We start from the raw sequence: 22,867 nt of genomic DNA, 5'->3' as shown, positions 1-22,867 counted from the left end.
CGCGTGACGGTTCGTCAGCGCACGAAGGGAGACCGATGTCGGCTGCGGACGGCTCCGCACCGAGACTCCAAATGCTCGGCCCGGTCAAGGCGTGGCAGGGCGAAACGGAGCTCGACCTCGGCTCCGCGCACCGTCGGACGGTTCTCGCCGTACTGGCGATGAACCCGAACCGCACGGTTTCGCGCGAGGAGCTGATCGACGCCGTCTGGGGCGAGGCGCCGCCGCAGAGCGCCCAGGGCTCCATCTACACCTACGTCTCCGGCCTGCGCCGCGCGCTCGAACCCGGCCGCGCCAAGGGCGAGGGCCCGCAGCTGCTCGCGTCGATCGGGTCCGGCTACTCGCTGCGCCTGGACGCCGGCGCGATCGACGTCCACCGGTTCGAGTCCCTGCGCGAACTGGCCCAGCGCAAGCAGTCGGCCGGCGACCCGCGCGGTGCGCGCGAAGTCCTCGACGAAGCCCTCGACCTCTGGCACGGCGTCCCGCTGTCGGGCCTGCCCGGGCCGTTCGCCGCCGCCCAGCGCGCCCGGCTGGCCGAGGTGCGGCTGGCGACGATCGAGCGCCGCGCCGAGATCGTGCTGGAGTCGGGCGGGCACGCCGAACTCATCGCCGAGCTGACCGCGCTGACCCGCGAGCACCCCTTCCGCGAGACGCTGCGCGGCCTGTTGATGCGCGCGCTGGCCCGCTCCGACCGGCGGACCGAGGCGATCGCCGTCTACGCCGACGTCCGGGACAGGCTCGTCGAGTCCTCGGGCACCGAGCCGGGCCCCGCGCTGCGCCGGCTGCACGACGAGCTGCGGGACAAGCCGGCGCCGAAACCGCCGCCGACCGTGCGCGTGCCGCGCTCGCCCGTCACGTCGATGCCGGACCGCGCCGACGTCTTCGTCGGCCGGGAAGCCGAGCTGGCCCGGCTGCGCGAAGCCGTCGACGAGCTCGGTGCGGGCACCGGGCATTCGCTGTGGCTCGAAGGCGAACCGGGCAGCGGCCGGACGGCGCTGCTGGCCGAGCTGCTCGCCATGACCCAGGACTTCCGGCCCGCCTTCGCCGCCGCGGACGCGCTGGACCAGCGGTTCGCCCTGCGGCCGCTGCTCGACGCGCTGGGCGTGCACCCGCGGGCCACCGACGAGCGCCGCGCGAACCTGGCCGCCCGGCTCGCCGAGCGGACCGGCGAGGACCCGGTCGACAGCCTGCTGGGGCTGGTCCGCGAGCTGTGCGCGGAGGCGCCGCTGGTGCTCGCGGTCGACGACCTGCAGTGGGCCGACGACACCACGTTGCGCGTCTGGCGGTACCTGAGCCGGGAGGCGCGGGAGCTGCCGCTGCTGCTGGTCGGCGCGTGCCGGCCGGTGCCACGACCGGCCGCGCTCGACGAGCTGCGAGCCGAACTCGACAACGATGTCACATCCGTGCTCGCGCTGCCGCCGCTGGCCGAGGCGGAGACGCTCGAGCTGGCCGCCGAGCTGGCGGGCGCGCCACCCGGGCCCGGGCTGCGGGCGCTGGTGTCCTACGGCTCCGGAAACCCGCGCTACGTCAGGGAAATCGTCGAAACGCTGCTGGCGCAGTCGATGATCGTGCTCGACGGCGTCCACGCGCACCTGGACGGCAACTCGTTCCGGACCATCCCGGCGCCGCTGGCGTCGCGGATCACGCTGTACCTGAGCTTCCTCTCCAGCGGCACCCGCGACACGCTGCGCTGGGCCGCGCTGCTGGGCCGCGAGTTCTCCCTGTCGGACATCGCGATCGCGACCGAGCGGCCGCCGACGGCGCTGGTCGGCGCGGTGGACGAGGCCATCGCGTCCGGCGTGCTCGTCGAATCGGGCGACCGGCTGACGTTCCGGCATTCGCTGCTGCGCCGGGTGCTCTACGAAAAGACTCCCGCGGCGATGCGGGTGGCGCTGCACCGGCAGCTGGCCGAGGCGTTCGCCGCCGCGCGCGCCCCCGCCGACCGCGTCGCCGAGCAGCTCGCCGCCGCGCCCCCGCAGGTCGACCCGTGGGTGACGACGTGGCTGCTGGACAACATCGGCGCGGTCGCCACCGAGACCCCCCGCGTCGCCGTCGACCTGCTGCGCCACGCCGTCACGCAGGGCACGCTGCCGCCGGACGCGCGGGAGACGCTGACGGCGACGCTCGCGCGGCTGCTGTTCTGGCTCGGCCGCGAGCCCGAGGCGGAGGCGCGGTCGGTCGTCGCGCGGACGTCCGACAGCAGGCGCGCCGCCGAGATGCGCTGGATCCTGGCCTACGTCTACTACCGCCGCGGTGACTTCGCCGAGGCGACGGCCGAGCTGAAGCGGACGCTCGACGACGCCGAGGTCCCGGAGATGTGGCGTGGGCGCCACGAGTCGTTGCTGGCCACGCTCGAGCGGCTCGGCGAGGAGACGGCCCTGGCCCCGGCCGGGCTGCACCCGCTGGACGACGCCGCGCTGTCCGTGCCGACCCTCGACAGCCTCGACGAGGCCACCGAGCCCTTGGAAGCCGCCCGGCGGATCGCCGCGACGCGGGCGGTACCGGGTGAGATGCACCTGGCCGGCGCGGTGCACTACTACTGGCTGGGCCGGTGGCCGAAGGCGCTGGCCGAGCTGGACGCGGTGATCCGCGACGGCGCGGAAACGGCGTCGTACGTCTTGCGCAGCCCCGGTTCGGCGTTGCTGGTGCACGGCGTCGGCGCGCTGATCGCCGGGCACCGCGGCGAGCGGGTCCTGGCCGGCACGCACCTCGACGCGGCGGGCCGGCAGCAGTGGCCCCCGGGCCTCGAGCCCGACGGCGGCGACTTCCTGCTCGCGGCCCGCGCCCTGCTGGCCGAGCAGGACGGCCGGCCCGAGGCGGCGCTGGCCGCGTTGCTGCCGCTGCTGGAGGAGCACTACCCGCCCGCGGCCCGCCACCAGTGGCTGCCCGACCTGGTGCGACTCAGCCTGTGGCTCGGCGAGACCGACCTCGCCCGGCAGGCGGTGCGCCTGCTGACCCCGGAGGGCGAGGTCCCGCCGGCGCACGCGGCCGCGGCCGCGCACTGCCGCGGGCTGGTCACCGGGGATCCGGAACCGGTGCTGACGGCGGTCTCGCACTACCGGGTGGCGGGCCGGTTGCTGAAACGGGCCAAGGCGACCGAGGACGCGGCGATCCTGCTGGCGGAGACGGGCCGGCTCGATGACGCGCGGACGGCGTTCCGCGTGGCCTTGACGGCGTACACGGGGATGGGCGCGACCTGGGACCTGCGGCGCGCGGAGACGCGGATGCAGCCGTTCGGGATCCGGCGGGCGGGCGCGGTGCGGTCCAGGGCGGTCGCCGGGGAGTGACGCCGGCCCGGACCGGCTCTCGTCCGGGCGCGCGGCGCAGGCCCCTACCGAAGTCGTGACCCACCCGGGACCGGGCAACCCGGTCCGGGCTTGCCACGTCAGTAAGCTCGCCGGAGTAGTCGGCAGCGAAGATGTCCGCCGGGGTCCTGGGGGCCCGCCCCCGGCGGGTTCGTCCCCTGAAGAACGGCAGGGACATGCGAGGGGAAGCGGACACCGGTCTGCGAGTGGGCTTGCTGGGACCTCTGCGGGCCTGGCGCGGGGCGGCCGAAATCGGCCTGGGCCCCGCTCGTCAGCGCGCGATCTTCGCCGTGCTCGCGGTCAACGCCGGCCGCCCGGTCCCGCGGGCCGAGCTGATCGCCGGGGTCTGGGGCGACTCCGCGCCCGCGAGCGTCGAGGGCAGCGTCCACACCTACGTCTCGGGGCTGCGGCGGGCGCTCGAACCCGACCGGTCGCGCTGGTCGGCCGCCAGCGTCCTCGTGTCCGACCCCGCCGGGTACTCGCTGCTGCTCGACGAAGACGCGCTCGACGCCGCCGTCTTCGAACGCCACCGCGAACGCGCGCAGCAGCACCTGGACCGCGGGGATCCGCGGGCGGCCGTCACCGAGCTCGACGCCGCCCTCGCGCTCTGGCAGGGGGAAGCGCTCTCCGGCGTGCCCGGCGGGTTCGCCGAGCGGCACCGCGAATACCTCGCCGAGCTGCGGCTGAACACCCTCGACCGGCGGGCCCAGGCGCTGCTGGCCCTCGGCGGGCACCTCGACCTCGCGCCGGAGCTGGCCGTGCTGGCCGGCGAGCACCCCCTGCGGGAGTCGCTGCGCGAGTCGCTCATGCTCGCCCTCTACCGCAGCGGCCGGCACGCCGACGCCCTCGACGTCTTCCGCGACGCCCGCGCCACCCTCGTCGAGGAGCTCGGCGTCGAGCCCGGCCCGGCGCTGCAGCGCCTCCACCAGCAGATCCTCGCCCAGGATCCGGGCCTCGACGCGCCCGCGGCGCCGGTCGAGGTCACCGGGCACCGGCTGTTCGGCCGGGAAGCCGAGACGACCCGGCTCGCGGAGCTCGTCGCCGACGTCCGGGCCGGGCGCGGCCGGGCCGTGTGGATCGAGGGCGAAGCCGGCATCGGCAAGTCCGAGCTGCTCACCAGCACCCTGCCGGACGGCCCGGGGTTCCAGCGGCTCTGGGCCGCCGCCGACGAGCTGAGCACGCGCTTTCCGCTGCAGGTGATGCTGGAGTGCCTGGCGATCGACGCGCATTCGGCCGACCCGCGCCGCGCGAAGGTGGCCAAGGAACTCGCCGGTGAGGGCCCGGTGCGACGCGGCCTCGGCCCGGCCGACCCGGTGCTCGGCGCCGTCGACCGGCTCCTGGCCCTGGTCGACGAGCTGTGCGCGCGCTCGCCGCAGGTACTGGTGGTCGACGACCTCCAGTGGGCGGACGAGGCGTCCGTGCTGGTCTGGCACCGCCTCTGCGCGGCGACCCGGCAGCTGCCGCTGCTCCTGGTGGCCGCGACCCGGCCGGCGCCGGACCGCGCCGAGCTGGCCCAGCTGCGCCGTGGCGTCCAGGCGCGCGACGGCGTGGTGCTCGACCTCGCTCCGTTGACCGGCGAAGACGTCGGACGGCTGATCGAGGACCAGATCGGCGCCGTCCCCGGGCCCGGGCTGCGCGAGCTGGCCGCTCGTGGCGCCGGGAACCCGTTGTACGTCAAGGAGATGGTCGACGTCCTGCTGCGCGCCGGCGCCGTCGAGGTCTCCGGCGGCGAGGCCGACGTCGACGACCCGGCGGAGTTCGAAGCGCCGCGGTCGCTGGTCGCCGCGGTCGACCGGCGGCTCGACTTCCTCCCCGCCCGCACGCAGGAAGTGCTGCGCTGGGGCGCGCTGCTGGGCATGGAGTTCGCCGTCGGGGACATCGCCGCGGTGCTCGGCACGCGGCCGTCGGACCTGCTGGAACCGCTGGAAGAAGCCGTCGCCGCGAACGTCCTCATCGACACCGGGACGCAGCTCGCGTTCCGCCATCCCCTGCTGCGCCAGGCCCTGTACGACCGGCTGCTGGCCGGGACGCGCGCAGCCCTGCACCGGCAGGCCGCGGAAGCGCTCGCCGGGATCGGCGCACCGGTCAAGCGCGTCGCCGAGCAGCTGGTCGCCGCACCGGCCACTGTGGACGAATGGGTGCTGGACTGGCTGGCCGCGCACCACGCGGCCGTGTCCAACCGGGCGCCGCTGATCGCCGTCGAACTGCTCGAACGAGCACTGGCCGCGGGTGCCGGGCCACGGCGCGAAGTCCTGCTCGTGGCGCTGGTCAAGGTGCTGTTCCGGCTGGAACGCAACCCGGAGTCTCTGGCGCAGCAAGCTCTCGACGTGGCCACCGACCCGGAGTCCGCCGAGGAGATGCGGCACGTCCTCGCGGCGCTGAAGCACCGCCGAGGGGACACCGAGGGCGCGGTCGCGATCCTCGCCGCGTCGGCCGACGACCCGGCCGTGCCGGAGCTCTGGCGGGTCAAGCACCGGCAGCTGCTGGCGAACTTCCGCCGTGGCGATCTGTCCGATTTGGACACCGCGGAAAAGGCGGCGTACGAGACCAAGTCGTTCGCCGGCGGCGACCGGTACCTGACCGCGCACGCGCTGCAGTCGTTGTGGCTGGTGGAGTCCGTGCGCCGCCAGCACGACTCCGCGCTGACGCACATCGACGCGGCGATCGAGGCCGTCGGCGACGAGCACGAGCTGGCCGACCTGCACCTCGACCTGCTCGACAACCGCGTGTTCACGCTGCAGAACCTCGACCGGCTCGCCGAGGCGGACGCGGCGTTGCGCGCGGCGGGCGACGTCGCGGCCCGGCACTCGATGCCGGTGGGGCTGCAGGTGTCCGTCGCGGTGCACCGGTACTGGGAGGGGCGCTGGGACGAGGCGCTGGTCGAGCTCGACACGGTCACCGAGGACGGCCCGGCGATCACGTTCTACGGCCTGCGCGAGCCCGGCCCGGCGGCGTTGCTGCTGCACGGCGTCGCGGCGCTGATCGCGGGCCGCCGCGACGACCGGGCCCAGGCGGCGGCCCACCTCGACGCGGCGGAGGAGTACGCCCCGGCGACCGGCGCCGAGCGCGAGAGCTTCGACTTCCTGCTCGTCGCGGACGCGCTCGCGGCGGAGCAGCGCGGCGACCGGGCCCGCGCGATGGCCGTCCTCGAGCCGATCCTGAACCCGACGTACGCGCAGATGATGCTGCGCCACCAGTGGCTCCCGACGTTCGTGCGGCTGGCGATGGAGCAGGACGACGTCGTCCGCGCCCGCCGGGCACTGGAGGTCTGCGAGGAGGAGGCGGCGAAGGAGCGACGTCCGGCGCGGGCGCACGCGGCGGTGTCGTGGTGCCGCGGCCTGATCGAGGAGGACCCGGCGGCGGTACTGGCGACGGCGGAGCACTTCCGCGCGGTCGGCCGCCGCCCGGAGCTGGCATCGGTCCTCGAGGACGCGGCGGACCTGCTGGCCCGCGCGGGCCGTCTGGACGCGGCGCACGCGGCGTTCGAGGAGGCGGCGGAGATCTACACGACGCTGGGCGCGCGCTGGGACCTGCGCCGGGCGGAGACCCGCCTCCGGCGGCTGGGTGTCCGGCGCGGGGCGTTGTTCTCCGCGGTCCGGCCGGGCCACGGCTGGGAGTCGTTGACGCCGATCGAGGTCCGCATCGCGGCCTTGGTCGCGGAGGGCCGCTCGAACCCGGACATCGCGGCAGAGCTGTCGCTGCCGCGGCGAACAGTCCAGGCCCACGTCACCCGCCTCCTGGGCAAGCTGGAGACGCCGTCACGCTCCGGCGTCGCCGACGCCTTCCGCCACCGCCCCTGACGCCGTGTCGACCCTAAAATCACGCGTGTCGACCCTCCAATCACGCGTGTCGACCTTCCCGTCACACCCGTCCGACGGTCGGCCGCGGCGCTCACGTGCGGGAAGGGTCGACACGCGTGATCAGGAGGTCGACACGCGTGATTCAGGGGTCGACACGGCTAGTCCGTCAGTGCGTTGGCCTTCGCGACCCGGCCCAGGAAGCGGCCGGAGTCCTTGACCGTCCGGACCTGCGTGTCGAAGTCCACGTGCACCAGGCCGAAGCGTTGCGAGTACCCCATCGCCCACTCGAAGTTGTCCAGCAACGACCACGCGAAGTACCCCCGCACATCCGCACCCAGCCGAATCGCCTCGTGGACCGCGCGGATGTGCTCCAGCAAGTAGTTCACCCGGGCCGCGTCGTGCACCCGGCCGGACACCACCTTGTCCACAAAGGACGCACCGTTCTCCGCCACCACCAACGGCAAGCCCGACCGCGACGAGATCCAGCCCAGCAGCGACGTGAACACCTCGGGCGCCTGCTCCCACCCGAACCCCGTCACCGGCCCCACGGCCGGCAGCACGTCCACGCCCCGCAACCCCGGCAGCGGGCAGTTGCCGTGCACCGAAAGGTCCTCGAGGGGCGTCACCCGCGCCGGCGCGTAGTAGTTCACGCCCAGCCAGTCGATCGCCGCCGCGATGGTGTCCGTGTCACCATCCAGCACAGAAGCCGCGAACCGGCCTCCGTGGTGGGCCACATCGGCGACGACGTCCTCCGGGTAACCGCGCCCCAGCACCGGGTCCAGGAAGAACCGGTTGTGGATCCCGTCGAACTTCCGGGCCGCCTCGAGGTGCGCCGGCGACGTGCCGTCCGGCAACGCGGGGGCGAAGTTCAACGCCAGCGAGAACTCCTGCCCCGGACGCGCCGCCGAAGTCAGCGCCCGGGTCGCCAGCCCGTGCCCGAGCAGCAGGTGGTGCGCCGCCACCAGCGCCGTGTCGTAGTCCTGGACGCCCGGCGCGTGCACCCCGCTGCCGTACCCCAGGAACGCCGCGCAGAACGGCTCGTTGATCGTCGTCCACTGCTCGACCCGGTCGCCCAGTGCGTCGTGGACGTGAGCGGCGTAGTCCGCGAACCGGTAAGCCGTGTCGCGCGCGGGCCAGCCGCCCGCGTCCTCGAGAGCCTGCGGCAGGTCCCAGTGGTACAGCGTCAGCACCGGCACGACGTCGCGGCGCAGCAGCTCGTCCACCAGCCGGTCGTAGAACGCCAGACCGGCGGACGACGGCGTCCGGCCGTCCGGCATCACCCGCGGCCACGCGACCGAAAATCGGTACGCGCCCAGCCCCAGATCCGCCAGCAGCCCGATGTCCTCGGGAAAGCGGTGGTAGTGATCGCACGCCACCTCGCCGGACGCGCCGTCGAGGACCGCGCCCGGGCGAGCCGCGAAAGTGTCCCAGACGGACGGTCCGCGGCCGCCCTCGGCCACCGCGCCTTCGACCTGGTAGGACGCGGTCGCCGCGCCCCACAGAAAGCCCGTCGGAAAGGTCATACTGGTGCCCCTTTCAGGATCCCCCGGACGATGTGGCGGCCCAGCAGCAGGAACAGTGCGATCACGGGCAGCACGCCCACGGTCGCCCCGGTGAGCATGAGCGCGTAATCGGTGTAGTAACCACTGGCCAGCTGCGACAGGGCGACCTGCACGGTCGGTGTTTCGTTCGGGTCGAGTACCACCAGCGGCCAGAAGTAGTCGTTCCACGCGGCCATGAACGTCAGCATCGCGAGCACCGCGGCCGCCGGGCGCAACGCGGGCACGGCCACGTGCCAGTAGGTGCGCAGGATCGAACAGCCGTCGACGGTCGCCGCGTCGACCAGCTCGGCGCTGATCGCGTTCTCGCACGCCTGGCGCATCCAGAACACGCTGAACGCGCTGAGCAGCCCCGGCACGATCACCGCTTCGAGCCGCCCGTACCAGCCGAGCTCGCCGACCACCAGGTAGAGCGGGATGACGCCGAGCTGCGCCGGCACCATCGCCGAGCCGACGACCAGCAGGAACAGCGTGTTGCGCCCGCGGAACCGCAGCCGCGCGAAGGCGAACCCGGCCAGGCTCGCGAGCACGACGTTGGACACCATGACGGTGCCCGCGACGATCAGCGAGTTGCCCAGCGCCAGCCAGAAGTCGACGGTGTCGAAGACGCGCCGGACGTTCTCGACGAGGTGCCCGCCCGGCAGCAGCAGCGGCGACGTCTCCCCGATCGCCGCGTTGTCCCTTGTGGACACGACGAACGACCAGTACAGCGGGAAGATCGACGCGCCGAGGACGCCCACCAGCACCGCGTAGACCCAGCCGCCGGGGCGCCTCACGACGACCTCACGAACCGGCGCACCAGCCGGTAGTTCACGAGGGCGAACAGCGCGCAGACCACGAACATCACCCAGGTCAGCGCGGCCGCGTAGCCGGCGTCGAAGTGGGTGAACCCCTTCTCGTACAAGTACATTACGAGCGTCTGGAACTGGCGGTCGTTGCCGCCGGTGCCGCCCGACCCGCCGGTGTCGAACAGCTGCGGCTCGGCGAACAGCTGCAGGCCGTTGACCGTGCCGGCGATGGCGGTGAAGGCCAAGGCGGGCCGGATGCCCGGCACGGTGATCGACCAGAACGTCCGCCAGCGCGAAGCCCCGTCCAGCGCGGCGGCTTCGTAGAGGTCGCCGGGGACGGCCTGCATCGCGGCCAGGTAGATCAGCGCGTTGTAGCCGGTCCAGCGCCAGAGCACCATCGACGCCACCGCGAAGTGCGACGTCCAGCTCGACGCCTGCCAGTTGACCGGCGCGACGCCGAACCAGCCCAGCACCTCGTTGACGACGCCGTAGTCGCGGCTGAACAGCTGCCCGAACACCAGCCCGACCGCGACGACGGACACGACGTTCGGCAGCAGGATCCCGGTCCGCCACCAGGTCGCGCCGCGCAGCGGGCGGTCGAGCAGCGCCGCGATGCCCAGCGCCAGCAGGAACTCCGGGACCGCGGCCAGCACGAAGATGCCGACGGTGTTGGCGAGCGCGTTCCAGAAGTTCGGGTCCGCGAGCAGGTCGCCGTAGTTCGCCAGGCCGAGGTAGCCCTGGTCGCCTTCGAGCAGGTTCCAGTCGTGCAGCGACACCCACGCCGTGTAGAGCAGCGGGAAGGCGCCGAAGACGACGAACAGGGCGAAGAAGGGCGCGACGAACAGCAGCGGCGTGGCCTTGCGGTCGAAACGGGCGAGCCGGTGCTGCACGCGCGCTACTTCAGGGCGGCTTGCGCCTGCTGGACGGCTTCCGTCCAGGCCCGGTCGACGCCGTCGGTCTTGTCTTCGATCCGCCCGAGGGCGCGGCCGTACTCCGGCCGGACGTCGGCGTCGCGCAGGCCGCGGTAGTTGGGCCGGAGCTGGTCCGCCGACGCGGCGAAGATCCGCCCGATCGGCGCGTCCCCGAAGTACGGGTCGGTGTGCGCGACGACCTGCGGGTCCGCGTACACCGACGGCTCGCTGGGCAGGATGCCGTCGGAGAGGAAGAGCTTCTTCTGCTGCTCCGGCGCGGTCAGCCAGCGCGCGAGCTCGTACGCCTCCTTCGGGTGCTCGCTCTGCTTCGGCACGGTCAGGAACGAGCCGCCCTGGTTGCCGCTCTTGCCGGGCACGGTCGTGACGTCCCACTTGCCCTTGTTGCCGTCGCCGCCGGCTTCCTTGATCTGGCTGAGCATCCACGCCGGGCAGGCGACGGTCGCGAAGGAGCCCTGCTTGATCGCGACGTTCCAGGCCTGCGTGAAGGTGGTCGCGGCCGCCGTCTCCCCCTTCGCGGCGATGCCGCCGGCGAGGAAGAACGCGGTGCGCACGCTGGGATTGCGGTCGCCGATGAAGGAGTCGTCGGCCGCGGAGAAGTAGTTCTCCGGCGACTGGTTGAGCATCGCCGTGTAGACGGTCCCGGCGGAGTCCGCGAACTTCACGCCCGGCGTCTTCGCCGTGAACCGGTCGGCCGCGGCGGCGTAGGCGTCCCAGTCCGGGATCAGCTTCGCGACCTCGTCACGGTCGGTCGGCAGGCCCGCGGCCTGGAAGAGGTCCCGCCGGTAGCAGAGCGCGAGGCTGCCCATGTCGGTGCCGAGGCCGAGGACGAACGCGCCGTCGGTGCCCTGCGCCCACTTCCAGGGCGCCCACTGCTTCTCGAGGTCCCGCGCGCCGTAGGAGGCGAGGTCGACGAACTTGTCCTTCGCCTTCCGGTACTGCGGGATGTACTGCTCTTCGATCGCGACGACGTCGGCGGCACCGTGGCCGGTGGCGAGCTGCGTCGCGAGGCCCTTGTGGTGGGTGTCGAAGTCGGTGACGCGGTTCTGCACCGTGATCTCGGGGTGCAGCTTCTGGTACTCGGCGATCAGGGGCGCGTAGCCGAATTCGCCGAAGGTGGCGATGGTGAGCTTCGTCGGGCCCCCGCCGTCACCGGGGCTGCAGGCGGCGAGCGGGATCAACGCGGCGACCGCGACGGCGGTCCGGCGGACGATCGTGCGCAACGGGCTTCCTCAGATCACACCGGCCCGCACGGCGTAGGCGACCGCGTGCGGCCGGTTGCGCAGGTTGAGCCGGTTGGTCATGGCGTAGATGACGTTCTTCACGGTCCGCTCCGAGTAGCAGAGCTTGCCCGCGATCTCGGCAGTGTCCCAGCCTTCGGCCATCAGGCGAAGCACATCCACCTCGCGCGGCGTCAGCGCCGCGGTGGTGCCCTCGTGGGCCAGGGCGTCGACCTGGTCGCGCAGTGACGTCGTGCGCCCCCGTGCGGCGGCCAGCACGCTGTCGGTGAGCCGGTCGAGCGCGGTCCGCGGCAGCACGACCGAGACGTGGCAGTCGGCGAGCAGGCCGAGGTGCCCCGGGTCGACGTGCCCGGCGACCAGCACGATCGCGGCCGGCGACTCGGCGGAGGCGGCCCGCAGCGCGGCGATCGCCTCGCGGTCGACCTGCCCGACGGCGAACACCAGCACGGCCGCCTCGGCCCGCCGGGCGCGGGGGACGACCAGCAGCTCCGGCCGGGACTTCAGATGATTGGTCAGCCCCGTCAGCGCGATCGGGTCCGACGCCCACGCCGCCACTCGAACCTGGTCCATCGCGACCCCTCCCCACTGTCCGTGTTCCGGTGGTGCCAGTCTGCTGAGGTCGCCTTCACGAATTCTCTAACCGCGGTGCAGGCCTTCTTCACATCGTGAAGCCGGGCCGTCGACTACCGTCGTGGGGCACACCGACGACCGAAGGGACCGATGAACCACCGACGTCCGGCCGCCTTGGGGGTGGCGCTCTGCATCGCTGTCGTGAGTTCCCTGGTCACGGGCTGCCAATCGGACACCGTGGCCGGGCTGGCGATCCCCCGGTCACCGGTTCCTCCGCCGCCTTCACCTTCCCGGATGGCCACGCCGGCTTCCCCGGCGCCGACGTCGAGCCTGACCCGGTCCGGTGACTGCGCGTCGCTGGTCAACGGCCTCGACGTCCGCGGCCAGGTCGCGCAGCTGGTCATCGTGGGGGTGTCCGGCGACAACCCGGGCACCACGGTGTCCATGGTGCGCGACAACCAGGTCGGCGGGATCTTCATCGGCGGTAACGCAACAGCGTTGTTGAAAGATCGTTCCCTCGACGCCGTCCAGGCCGCGGCCAAGCTGCCCGTAGCCGTGTCGGTCGACGAAGAGGGCGGCCGCGTCCAGCGCATCGACGACCTCGACGGCGAGATCCCGTCGGCCCGTGAGATGGCCGCGACGAAGACTCCCGCCCAGGTCCGCACGCTGGCCGCCGACCGCGGCCGCCAGCTGCGCGCTCGCGGCGTGACGGTCGACTTCGCCCCGGACACCGACGTCACCGACGCCCCGGACGACGACGTCATCGGCGACCGCTCCTTCAGCCCGGACCCGAACCGCGTGAAGACCTACGCCGCGGCGTTCGCGGCGGGCCTGCGCGACGGCGGGGTCCAGCCGGTGCTGAAGCACTTCCCCGGCCACGGTCACGGCTCGGGCGACTCGCACAAGGGCACGGTCGTGACCCCGCCGCTCGCGCAGCTGCGGACGGTGGACCTGGTGCCGTACCGGAACCTCGCCGACTACGGCCCGGTCTCGGTGATGGTCGGCCACCTCGACGTGCCCGACCTGACCGGCGGCGTCCCGGCGTCGATCTCGCCGGCCGCCTACCAGCTGCTGCGCACCGAGTTCAAGTTCACCGGCCTGGTCCTGACCGACGACCTCGGCGCGATGAAGGCGATCACGGCCCAGTACTCGCTGCCGGACGCCGTGCTGAAAGCGTTGCAGGCCGGGGCGGACGAGGCGCTGTGGTCGTCCGGCGGCCGGGTGGACGAGGTGCTGAACCGGCTCGTGAAGGCCGTCCAGTTCGGCGAGCTGCCGAAGGCGCGGGTGCAGGAGTCGGTGACGCGGGTGCTGCGCAGCAAGGGCGCGTGCGGCTGATCCTCCCTAGACTCCTCGGCGGAACGCCACCTACCTGAGGAGCGGAATGGCAAACCTGGGCGGCACTTTCAGCCTCGGCGGGGAAGTCCCGGTGACCCGGATGGGGTACGGGGCCATGCAGCTGGCCGGGCCCGGTGTCTGGGGACCGCCGCGTGACCACGACACCGCGGTCGCCGTGCTGCGCGAGGCCGTCGAAAGCGGCGTCACCCACATCGACACCAGCGACTACTACGGCCCGCACACCGTGAACGCGCTGATCAAGGAAGCCCTGCACCCGTACCCGGACCCGCTGACGATCGTCACCAAGGTCGGGGCGCGGCGGACGCCCGACAAGGCGTGGCCGCCCGCGCTGTCCGCCGGCGAGCTGATCCAGGCCGTGCACGACAACCTCCGGAACCTCGGCGTCGAGGCCATCGACGTGGTGAACCTGCGCCTGGGCAACGCCGCCGGCGACTACCCGGTGCGGATGTCGCTCGCCGAGCCCTTCGGCGTGCTCGCCGAGCTGCGGCAGCAGGGCCTGATCAAGCACCTCGGCGTCAGCCACGTCACCGCGGAGCAGCTCGACGAGGCCAAGGCGATCGCGCCCGTCGTCTGCGTGCAGAACCAGTACAACCTGGCGCACCGCGAAAACGACGACCTCGTCGACAAGTGCGCCGCCGACGGCATCGCCTTCGTGCCGTACTTCCCGCTCGGCGGCTTCAGCCCGTTGCAGTCGGGCATCCTCGACGACTGCGCCGCCCGCGTCGGCGCGACGCCGATGCAGGTCGCGCTCGCGTGGTTGCTGCAGCGGTCGCCGTCGATGCTGCTCATCCCCGGGACGTCGTCGCTCGAGCACCTGCGCGAGAACCTCGCCGCGGCTTCGCTGGAACTGCCGGCCGACGTCCTGGCCGACCTCGACCGGATCGGGGCCGCCTGATGGCCGAGTGGGGCGACCTGGTCGCTTACATCAGGCAGGCGTACCGGGTGGTGCGCGACGAACCCGACGAGATCCGCATCCGGCTGAGCTTCGGCGACGACCCCGACACCGAGCAGCGGGCCCAGATCATGGTGATCGCCCACGAGATCCTCGACCAGCAGGAGGACTGGGTCCAGATCGCGACGCCGTTCGCCCGCCACGACGAGGTCGACCTCCTCGACGTGCTGACCGAGGTCGGCAACTCGACGGTCGTGGGCGGGCTGGCGGTGATGGGCGACCACCTCGTGCTGCGCCACTCGCTGCCGCTGATCCACCTGGACATCAACGAGTTCATCGACCCCCTCGAGCTGGTGGCGGGCGCGGCGGAGCTGCTGGAGCAGCAGTTCACCGGCCGCGACGACTACTGAGCGGGACGACGGCGATGGCGGCGGCCACGGTCAGCCCGGCGGCGACGCCGAAGGCCGTGGTCGCCGAGCCGCTGCTCAGGTAGAGCCCGCCGAGGAGAGCGACGCCGAGGGTGCCGCCGAGCTGCTGCACGGCGTTGAGCAGCCCGGCGGCCGAGCCCGTCTCGTGCGGCCGCACGCGCTGCAGCGCGGCGGTGAAGAACGGGACCGTGAACGTTCCCATCCCGAGTCCGCACACCGCGAGCGCCGCCGTCACCCCGGCGGCGACGGCGAGGATCCCGGCCAGCAGCAGGCCCAGTCCGGCGAACATCACGCGGGAGCCGAACTTCGGCACCAGCCAGGACCCGGCGACCCACGACGACACCGCGAGCCCGGCCGAAAGCGGCAGCAGCGTCAGGCTCGCGGTGCGGACGTCGACGCCCTCGCCGAGCTGCAGCCGCATCGGGACGAGGAGCATCAGCCCGGTCATCACCGCGAAGTACAGCAGCGACCCGGCGAGCGCGGCCGGGAACCCGCGGTGGGCGAACAGGCTCGGCTCGACCAGCGGCGCCGCCGTCCGGCGTTGCTGGAACCCGAACCCGACGAGCAGCGCGGCACCGGCCGCGAGCAGCGGCCACGCCGTCCCGCCCGGGCTGATCAGCGGGTAGACGAGCAGCCCGGCGCCCGCGGCGACGAGCAGAGTGCCGGTGACGTCGAGCTTCGGGCGCGTGGCGGCCTTGTCCTCGCGCAGGAACCGCGCGGCGAGCAGGACGGCGAGGCCGAGCGGGACGTTCACCAGGAACACCGCCCGCCACGACAGCGCCTGCGTCAGCAGGCCGCCGACCAATGGCCCGGCGACCGCGGACAGGCCCATCACCGGGCCGATGGTGCCGAGCGCCTTCGCGAGTTCGTCGCCGTCGAAGAGCGCCCGGATGAGCCCGATCGTCTGCGGGATGATCAGCGCCGCGGCCGCGCCCTGCACCGCGCGGGCGCCGATCAGCAGGCCCGCGTCCGGCGCGACCGCGCAGGCCAGCGACGCGAGCACGAAGGCCGTCACGCCGATCTTGAACGTCTTCGCCCGGCCGAACACGTCCCCGAGCCGGCCGCCGGTGATCAGGAGGGCCGCGAACGGCAGCGTGTAAGCCGCGCTGAACCACGGGATGTCGGCGGCCGGTCCGGGCAGGCCGTCGTGGATCACCGGGCCGGCGACCTGGACGATCGTGGCGTCGAGCAGGTTCATCGCTTCGGCGGTGAGCAGCACGGCGAGCGCGGCCCAGCGGTGCCGGTAGCGGGTCGTGGTCGGCATGAGGTGCCCCCTTTCGTCGGCACCGACCTTGTCCCGCCTCCGGCTGGGACTTCCACTTCTCGCGGACGGCTGGCTGATTTCTTCCACGCTGTGCGCTTTGATGAGGGATATGACCATCCTCGACGACGTCGATCGCGCGGTGATCCACGCGCTGCATCTCGACGGGCGAGCGCCGTTCACGAAGATCGGGGACGTCCTCGGCGTCTCGACGCAGACGGTGGCGCGGCGCTACCGCCGACTACGCGCCGAAGCGTCGCTTCGCGTCGTCGGCTTGCCGGACCCGCAACGCGCGGGGCAGGCCGAGTGGATGGTCCGGCTGACGGCGACCCCGAACACCGCGCGCGACGTCGCGCTCGCCCTAGCGCGGCGCGCCGACACCGCGTGGGTCAAGCTCGTGTCGGGCGGCACCGAGATCTGCGTGAACGTGTCCATGCCGGCCACGAGCGACCATTCGCTGCTGCTGCGGGACATCCCGCGCTCCGCGAGCATCACGGCCGTGTCGGCGCACCAGCTGCTGCACCGCTACCTCGGCGGCCCGACGGCGTGGCTCGGGCGCGCGAACGCCCTCGACGCTTCGCAGGTCGCGGCGTTGACCCCGGAGTTCTCCGGTGACGGCAAGCCGCTGACCGGCGACGACGACGCGCTGATGGCCGCGTTGCAGCGCGACGGCCGCGCAAGCCTGGCCGAGCTGGCGACGGCCACCGGCTGGTCCGCGGCGACCGTCGCGCGCCGGCTGGCCGACCTCCAGGCCGGCGGCACGGTGTTCTTCGACCTCGAAATCGACCCGGCCCCGCTGGGCGCCACCACGCACGCGCTGCTGTGGATGTCGGTCGCCCCCGCCCACCTCGACGCCGTGGCCCGGGAGCTGGCCACCCACCCGGAGCTGGCGCTCGTCGCGGCGACGACCGGGCCGGCCAACCTGGTCGCGCACGCGCTCTGCCCGGACGCGGCGGCCCTGCACCACTACCTGACCCGGCGGCTGGGGGCGCTCGACGCCGTCCGCACCCTGGAGACGGCTCCGGTCCTCCGGACGATCAAAGCGGCCGCGTCCCGCTGAAACGCCGCTTTCCCGTGAAAGTGCCGTCAGCGCGTCTGCGGGATCCGCACCCGGGCGGCCGGGGACAGCTGCACGATGCGCTGCAACCGGGCCCGGCCCAGCCGGTGGAGCATCTCCCCGAGCTCCTCCGGCGCGATACTGCTTTCGAGGTCGAGCCGCGTCACCTTGACGACGTGGTCGATCTCCGCGGCGGGGAGCCGCCCCACGAACTCCCCCGCCAGCCACACTCCGACTTCTTCGACGACGTGGTCCGCCCGGTGGCTCCGTACGGTCATCGCTCTCTCGCTCTCCTCGTTCCGGATCGCCTTCGCCCTGGTCGAGGCCGGAAAATTCCGGTCTGACGCAGGTCGGACGAACCCGCCCCCGACCCATGACGCGGAAACTCCGAAATTAGGGGCGGAAAAGCTTTCCGTGTCCGGACCGGTGAGTACCGTGACGATCAGCTTTCACTCACATGGGCTGTTCGCCGCCCCAAGTTGTCGGCCGATCGGGTGGAAAACCGGAGAACAGTGCCGGTGCCGCGTCCGCGTCTGGACTCTGGAGACGTCCGGTAGTGCGGGCGTTCCCTTGCGGGACGCGGAAACGGAGACGCGATCCATGGCCCGGTACGACCGGACCGACCTCGGGGCGTACAGCCTGGGGTTGCTCGACGCCGTCGACACGGCACGGGTGGAGCGGCACCTTTCGGCGTGCCCGGACTGCCGCCAGGAGGTCAGGGAGTTCGAGGCCGTCCGCTCGATGCTCGACCACCTCGGCCACGCGGAGTCCACTTAGGACAGATGGCGGAAACTGTCGGTGCCCGCCGGTACCGTGCGCGCCGTGACCGACTTCCTGACCACCACCCGCCACGCCTACTCGATCGTCGCCGAGAGCTACGCCCGCCTCTCGCCACCGATCGCCGAAGACCTCCAGGACCGCGCGCTGCTGACGGCGTTCGCCGACCTCGTCCGCGAAGACGGCGGCGGCCCGGTCGCCGACCTCGGCTGCGGAACCGGCCGCGTGACGGCGTACCTCGCCTCGGCGGGGCTCGAAGTGGCGGGCATCGACCTGTCGCCGGAGATGCTCGCCGTGGCCCGCCGCGACCACCCTGAACTGCGGTTTTCCGAGGGGTCCCTGCTCGGGCTGGACCTGCCGGACGGTGGTCTCGCGGGCGTGGTGGCCTGGTACTCGATCATCCACACGCCGCCGGCCCGGTTGCCGGAGGTGTGCGCGGAGCTGTTCCGGGTCCTGCGCCCGGGCGGCCACCTGCAGCTGGCGTTCCAGGTCGGCGACGAGCGGCAGCACCTGACCGGCTGGCAGGGCCACGACGGGCTCTCGCTGGACGCCTACCGGCAGCCGGTGGAGCGGGTGAGCGAGCTGGTGAAGGAGGCCGGGTTCGAGATCCTGACCCAGGTGCTGCGCGACCCGGCGGCGCGGGTGCCGCACGGGCGGGTGCTGGCGCGGAAACCCGCCGGAGAGTCCGCGGCGGAGTAGCGCCGGCACCGAAGGTTCACGCAAGTCCGGCGCCCGGGGCAACGCATTCGGCGGCGACGGCCGAATTCCGCGGGCGACCGGGCACCGAAACCCCGCCGCCGAAGGCTCACGCAAGTCCGGTGCCCGAGGCGCCGCATACGGCGGCGATGGCGGCCGAGTTCCACACGACCGGCGCCGAAGCTTCACGCGGGTCCGGCACCCGGAGCACCGCATTCGGTGGCGGCGACCGGATTCCGCACACCCGAGCGCCGGAACCCCGTCGCCGGAACCCTGTCGCGGCACGGTTCAACTCGGGAGTCGTTCGCGCACACCCCTTGCCCGCTCCGCCCGATTCCTTGACTGGACTAGACCAATCTGCTCTAGTGACCGGTGTCACCCTCGTTCCGGCCGGTCGAGCACACCCCCTCCGACACCGGGCGCCCCCGCGTCCGGACTCCGTCGTGGCCGAAGGAGTGAGCCAGTCTTGAGAAGACGTTTTGTCGCGGTCCTGTCAGCATTCGCCGCCGCCGCCGCACTCGTGCTCGGCGTGCCCGCCGCCACCGGTCAGGTCCCGCAGGCGGCCGCCGCCGCCTGCAGCGGGCCCAACTGGGTCGCGGGCCAGTGGTACGACGTGGGCGCGGTCGTCAAGTACACCAACGGCAGCTACTACCGCGCCAAGAACGCCAACCCGGGCTACGACCCGATCATCAGCACCTGGTACTGGGAGCCCTACAGCTGCGACGGCGGCGGCGGCGGAACCACCTGCAACGCCCCGAACTGGGTGGCCGGCCAGTGGTACGACGTCGGCGCGGTCGTCAGGTACACCAACGGCGGCTACTACCGCGCCAAGAACGCGAACCCGGGCTACGACCCCATCATCAGCACCTGGTACTGGGAGCCCTACTCCTGCGGCGGCGGCACCGACCCGGGCAACCCGGGCAACCCCGGCTCGTTCGTCGTCAGCGAGGCGCAGTTCAACCAGATCTTCCCCGGCCGCAACGGCTTCTACACCTACAGCGGCCTGACCGCGGCCCTTTCCGCCTACCCCGGCTTCGCCAACACGGGCAGCGACACGGTCAAGAAGCAGGAAGCCGCGGCATTCCTCGCCAACGTCAACCACGAAACCGGCGGGCTGGTCTACATCGTCGAGCAGAACACGGCGAACTACCCGCACTACTGCGACTACGGCCAGCCCTACGGCTGCCCCGCCGGCCAGGCCGCGTACTACGGCCGCGGCCCGATCCAGCTCAGCTGGAACTTCAACTACAAGGCCGCCGGTGACGCACTCGGCATCGACCTGCTCGGCAACCCCTGGCAGGTCGAGCAGAACGCGGCCGTCGCGTGGAAGACCGGCCTCTGGTACTGGAACACCCAGAGCGGCCCCGGCACGATGACCCCGCACAACGCGATCGTCAACGGCCGTGGCTTCGGCGAGACCATCCGCAGCATCAACGGCTCCATCGAGTGCAACGGCGGCAACCCGGCGCAGGTCCAGAGCCGCGTCGACAAGTACCGCCAGATCACGTCCATCCTCGGCGTCGACCCCGGCGCCAACCTCTACTGCTGACCTGACGCGAGCGGCTCACCTTCCCGACCGGTGAGCCGCTCGCCCAGCAGGCGGCTCACCTCCCCGAGGTGGTCGTTCAGGTAGAAGTGGCCACCCGGGAACGACTTCAGCTCGAAGCGGCCGGACGTGTGCGCCGCCCACCGCCCCGCCTCCGCTTCGGTGACCGTCGGGTCGCGGTCGCCGATCAGCGCGAAGACCGGGCAGCTCACGTCGGGGCCGGGCCGGTAGCGGTAGGCGTCCGCCGCTTTGTAGTCGTTGCGCAGCACCGGCAGCACCATGCGGGCGAGCTGCGGGTGCTCCAGAACCCGGACGTCGGTGCCGCCCAGCTGCCGGACGTCGGCGAGCAGCTCGTCGTCCCCCCGCTCGTGGACCCGCCCGACGCGGGACGCCGACGGCGCGCGGCGCGCGGACACGAACAACCCCAGCAGCCCGGTGCCGAGCCGCCGCGCGACCTCGAAGGCCAGGCTGGCGCCCATGCTGTGGCCGAAGAACGCCACCGGTCCGGCGCCCTCGGCGGCGAGGACGTCCGCCAGCCGGTCGGCGAGCAGGAACAGGTCGTCCACCAGCGGTTCGGCGTGCCGGTCCTGCCGGCCCGGGTACTGCACGGCCAGCACGTCGACCGCGGGCGCCAGCGTGGCCGAGAGCGGGTGGAAGCAGCTCGCCGCGCCGCCGGCGTGCGGGAAGCACACGAGCCGCGGCGCGCCGGGCGCCGCCGGGTGGAAACGCCGGAGCCACCCCACGGAGTCCGTCATACCGCTGAATGTCCCAGGCCCGCGCGGACCGGGTCGACGCCTAGCGTGCGGAAGCCGGGCGGGCCCCGTGCCGGGGCCCGCCCGTTCCCTCCCTCCTCAGGGGGTCACTCCGCCCGCCACAGCGCGGGAACGGCCGGGGGTTCCCAGCCCGGCTGGGCGGTGTGCCCCTGCAAGCACACGTAGCCCCGGCCGCCGTAGGTGACCCGGGCACCGGCCGTGTAGGCCGTGCCCGCCGCCCAGGTGGTGCCCCCGGGCGGCGTGGAGGTGGGCGGCGCCGACGTCGTGGACGTCGGGTTCTGCGGGACGTTCAGCACGAAGTCGAACGCGGCTTCCTTCGCGGAGCCGTTGTCCCGCACGGTCATCAGCAGCCGCGCGTCGAAGATCGTGTCGGTGTTGTTGCGCGGCTCGTTCGGGAAGTAGAGCTGGGTGGTCAGGATCGGCCGGCCGGGCGCCTGGACCTTGACGTGGATGTGCCGGGTGCGGCCGGGGTAGAGGCCGGGCACGATCGTCGAGAGGCGGAACGCGCCCTGGGCGTCGGTGTACTGGTGGCCGCGGAACGCGTAGCCGGCGCTGTCGTACGCGCCGTTGACGTCCGCCTGCCAGAAGTCCAGCAGCACGCGGCCCACCGGCAGGCAGGCCCGCCCGAACACGTAGCCGGACACCGTCAGGCGCGTGCCCGGGGTGCCGGGCGTGACCAGGTCGGTCCGTTCCGGCGAGTTCGGCTTGAAGTAGGGGCCTTCGGTCTGCTCGATCGTCGGCTCGTCGCCGTCGTGGCACGCCGGGGTCAGTTCGGGGGCGGCGCCGGTGGCGGCGGTGGTGCGGGCGAGCGCCGGCCCGCCGATCAGGGCGACCGGCGCGGCGACGCCCGCGGCCAGCGCGGCGCGCAGCACCGTCTTGCGGCTGAGCTTGGTGTCCTCGTCCATGCCTGCTCCTCGTGGGGGCGTCGGGAATCCCCTCGAACGTAGGCAGCGCACCGGGTGCGCGACGATGGACTGGGCCGGTCAGTCGTGGTGATTCTCCCCGCCGCGGCGGAAGTCGCCCGGGCTCAGCCCGGTCTCGCGGCGGAAGAACCGGCAGAAGTAGGCCGGGTCGGCGAACCCGACGCGGGTCGCGACCTGGCGCACGGTGAGGTCCGTCCGGAGCAGGAACCGCTGGGCTTCCCGCGTCCGCGCCTCGCGCAGCAGCTGCGCGGCGGTGCGGCCGGTCGCGGCCTTCACGGCCTCGGTGAGGTGGCCCGGCGTGACGCCGATGCGCGCGGCGTGCGCGGACACCGACCACAGCCCGAGGTCCGGGCGGCCGGCGAGCCGGGCGAACTCCGCCGCCACCGCTCCGGCGGGTGCGGGCGGCGGTGTCCCCAGCAGCCGTCCGGCCCGCGCGACCAGGACGTGGAGCAGCGCCCTCAGGACCGACTCGTCGCCGTGGCGGTGCTCCTCCACGAGGTCCGCGACCAGCCGCGTGACGCCGGCGTCGGCGTCCGGGTCCAGCTCCAGCAGGGGCTGTTCGCTCAGCCGCCGCAGCAGCTCGCGGTCGGCCGGGTGGTCGAGGAGGAAGTCGTCGGTGAACAGGACGACGTGACCGGTCAGGCCGCGCGCATCGGCCCACTGGTGCACCTGCCCCGGCGCGATGACGCCCAGGTGCGGCGGCCGCAGCGGCCGGCGCGTCAGGTCGACGACGTGCGCGCCGGTGCCGCCGGTGACGTGCACCAGCTCGTGGAAGGTGTGCCGGTGCGGGAACTCGGCGCGCGAGAGCGGCCCGATCGCGTCGAACGTGCCGACGGCGAACGGCGGCGCGTGCGGGGCCGGCACCTCCAGCCGGTGCATCGGCAGCTCCCCCGCCCGCGGTGGCGGGCAGGGCGTCCCGGGCGGAACGGTCGTACCGCGCATGACGTCGTCCCTTCGCCGTCCGGGCGA

Annotated in this window: 19 protein-coding genes; 9 read left to right on the top strand and 10 right to left on the bottom strand. The window is 73.0% G+C overall.

The window, feature by feature from the left end:
* The first annotated feature begins 35 nt into the window (after positions 1-35).
* Positions 36-3,284, top strand: coding sequence for a BTAD domain-containing putative transcriptional regulator (locus ABZ342_RS34155; protein ID WP_360481941.1), 3,249 nt, complete (start codon positions 36-38; stop codon positions 3,282-3,284).
* Between the two features lie 194 nt (positions 3,285-3,478).
* Positions 3,479-7,102 (top strand): BTAD domain-containing putative transcriptional regulator, encoded by a 3,624-nt coding sequence (locus ABZ342_RS34150; protein ID WP_360481938.1) that lies wholly within the window; start codon positions 3,479-3,481, stop codon positions 7,100-7,102.
* Positions 7,103-7,260: 158 nt separating this feature from the next.
* On the opposite strand, the gene ABZ342_RS34145 is transcribed toward ABZ342_RS34150, so the two are convergent.
* Genes ABZ342_RS34145 through ABZ342_RS34125 form a run of 5 tightly spaced genes read right to left on the bottom strand, consistent with a single transcriptional unit; the run spans position 7,261 to position 12,189 of the window.
* Positions 7,261-8,625: a GH1 family beta-glucosidase gene (locus tag ABZ342_RS34145; protein WP_360481935.1), complete on the bottom strand. Its 1,365-nt coding sequence runs from the start codon at positions 8,623-8,625 to the stop codon at positions 7,261-7,263.
* The gene (locus ABZ342_RS34140) at positions 8,622-9,437 is read right to left on the bottom strand and encodes a carbohydrate ABC transporter permease (protein ID WP_155540973.1); all 816 of its coding nucleotides are present in this window, start codon (positions 9,435-9,437) and stop codon (positions 8,622-8,624) included. The genes ABZ342_RS34145 and ABZ342_RS34140 overlap by 4 nt, the downstream gene beginning before the upstream one ends.
* Positions 9,434-10,339, bottom strand: coding sequence for a sugar ABC transporter permease (locus tag ABZ342_RS34135; protein WP_360481931.1), 906 nt, complete (start codon positions 10,337-10,339; stop codon positions 9,434-9,436). Before ABZ342_RS34135 ends, ABZ342_RS34140 begins: the two co-directional genes overlap by 4 nt.
* Before the next feature lie 5 nt (positions 10,340-10,344).
* Positions 10,345-11,601 carry an extracellular solute-binding protein gene (locus ABZ342_RS34130; protein ID WP_360481928.1) on the bottom strand — a complete coding sequence of 419 codons (1,257 nt, stop codon included), beginning with the start codon at positions 11,599-11,601 and terminating at the stop codon, positions 10,345-10,347.
* A gap of 9 nt (positions 11,602-11,610) precedes the next feature.
* Positions 11,611-12,189 (bottom strand): LuxR C-terminal-related transcriptional regulator, encoded by a 579-nt coding sequence (locus ABZ342_RS34125; RefSeq protein WP_155540970.1) that lies wholly within the window; start codon positions 12,187-12,189, stop codon positions 11,611-11,613.
* Positions 12,190-12,339: 150 nt separating this feature from the next.
* Between ABZ342_RS34125 and ABZ342_RS34120 the strand changes: the two genes are divergently transcribed.
* Genes ABZ342_RS34120 through ABZ342_RS34110 form a run of 3 tightly spaced genes read left to right on the top strand, consistent with a single transcriptional unit; the run spans position 12,340 to position 14,847 of the window.
* Positions 12,340-13,524 (top strand): glycoside hydrolase family 3 N-terminal domain-containing protein, encoded by a 1,185-nt coding sequence (locus ABZ342_RS34120; RefSeq protein WP_360481925.1) that lies wholly within the window; start codon positions 12,340-12,342, stop codon positions 13,522-13,524.
* 46 nt (positions 13,525-13,570) lie between these two features.
* On the top strand, positions 13,571-14,440 hold the full coding sequence (locus tag ABZ342_RS34115) for an oxidoreductase (RefSeq protein ID WP_360481922.1): 870 nt from the start codon (positions 13,571-13,573) through the stop codon (positions 14,438-14,440).
* The gene (locus ABZ342_RS34110; protein ID WP_155540967.1) at positions 14,440-14,847 is read left to right on the top strand and encodes a hypothetical protein; all 408 of its coding nucleotides are present in this window, start codon (positions 14,440-14,442) and stop codon (positions 14,845-14,847) included. Before ABZ342_RS34115 ends, ABZ342_RS34110 begins: the two co-directional genes overlap by 1 nt.
* Here the strand turns inward: ABZ342_RS34110 and ABZ342_RS34105 are convergent.
* Complete coding sequence (locus tag ABZ342_RS34105; protein ID WP_360481919.1) at positions 14,825-16,129, bottom strand: MFS transporter; 1,305 nt, start codon at positions 16,127-16,129, stop codon at positions 14,825-14,827. The genes ABZ342_RS34110 and ABZ342_RS34105 overlap by 23 nt on opposite strands.
* A gap of 109 nt (positions 16,130-16,238) precedes the next feature.
* On the opposite strand from ABZ342_RS34105, the gene ABZ342_RS34100 reads away from it, so the two are divergent.
* Positions 16,239-17,186, top strand: coding sequence for an AsnC family transcriptional regulator (locus tag ABZ342_RS34100; protein ID WP_360481916.1), 948 nt, complete (start codon positions 16,239-16,241; stop codon positions 17,184-17,186).
* Between the two features lie 26 nt (positions 17,187-17,212).
* On the opposite strand, the gene ABZ342_RS34095 is transcribed toward ABZ342_RS34100, so the two are convergent.
* On the bottom strand, positions 17,213-17,461 hold the full coding sequence (locus tag ABZ342_RS34095) for a hypothetical protein (protein ID WP_155540964.1): 249 nt from the start codon (positions 17,459-17,461) through the stop codon (positions 17,213-17,215).
* A gap of 322 nt (positions 17,462-17,783) precedes the next feature.
* Between ABZ342_RS34095 and ABZ342_RS34090 the strand changes: the two genes are divergently transcribed.
* The 3 genes from ABZ342_RS34090 to ABZ342_RS34080 all read left to right on the top strand — a co-directional run bounded on the left by ABZ342_RS34090 (position 17,784) and on the right by ABZ342_RS34080 (position 20,205).
* The gene (locus ABZ342_RS34090; protein WP_360481913.1) at positions 17,784-17,960 is read left to right on the top strand and encodes a zf-HC2 domain-containing protein; all 177 of its coding nucleotides are present in this window, start codon (positions 17,784-17,786) and stop codon (positions 17,958-17,960) included.
* A 45-nt stretch (positions 17,961-18,005) separates the two neighbouring features.
* Complete coding sequence (locus tag ABZ342_RS34085; RefSeq protein WP_360481910.1) at positions 18,006-18,659, top strand: class I SAM-dependent methyltransferase; 654 nt, start codon at positions 18,006-18,008, stop codon at positions 18,657-18,659.
* A 517-nt stretch (positions 18,660-19,176) separates the two neighbouring features.
* Complete coding sequence (locus ABZ342_RS34080; RefSeq protein ID WP_360481999.1) at positions 19,177-20,205, top strand: glycoside hydrolase family 19 protein; 1,029 nt, start codon at positions 19,177-19,179, stop codon at positions 20,203-20,205.
* Here ABZ342_RS34080 and ABZ342_RS34075 read toward each other — a convergent pair.
* The 3 genes from ABZ342_RS34075 to ABZ342_RS34065 all read right to left on the bottom strand — a co-directional run bounded on the left by ABZ342_RS34075 (position 20,196) and on the right by ABZ342_RS34065 (position 22,840).
* On the bottom strand, positions 20,196-20,957 hold the full coding sequence (locus ABZ342_RS34075) for an alpha/beta fold hydrolase (RefSeq protein WP_360481907.1): 762 nt from the start codon (positions 20,955-20,957) through the stop codon (positions 20,196-20,198). The two genes, ABZ342_RS34080 and ABZ342_RS34075, sit on opposite strands and share 10 nt — an antisense overlap.
* 104 nt (positions 20,958-21,061) lie before the next feature.
* Positions 21,062-21,880, bottom strand: coding sequence for a carbohydrate-binding protein (locus ABZ342_RS34070; RefSeq protein ID WP_360481904.1), 819 nt, complete (start codon positions 21,878-21,880; stop codon positions 21,062-21,064).
* 78 nt (positions 21,881-21,958) lie between these two features.
* The gene (locus ABZ342_RS34065) at positions 21,959-22,840 is read right to left on the bottom strand and encodes an AraC family transcriptional regulator (RefSeq protein ID WP_360481901.1); all 882 of its coding nucleotides are present in this window, start codon (positions 22,838-22,840) and stop codon (positions 21,959-21,961) included.
* Positions 22,841-22,867: the final 27 nt, after the last annotated feature.

It is taken from the genome of Amycolatopsis sp. NPDC005961 (genome assembly GCF_040629235.1).
Taxonomy (GTDB): Bacteria; Actinomycetota; Actinomycetes; order Mycobacteriales; family Pseudonocardiaceae; genus Amycolatopsis; species Amycolatopsis camponoti.
Note: the sequence above shows the minus strand (reverse complement) of the source record. Positions and strands in the feature narration are given on the sequence as shown.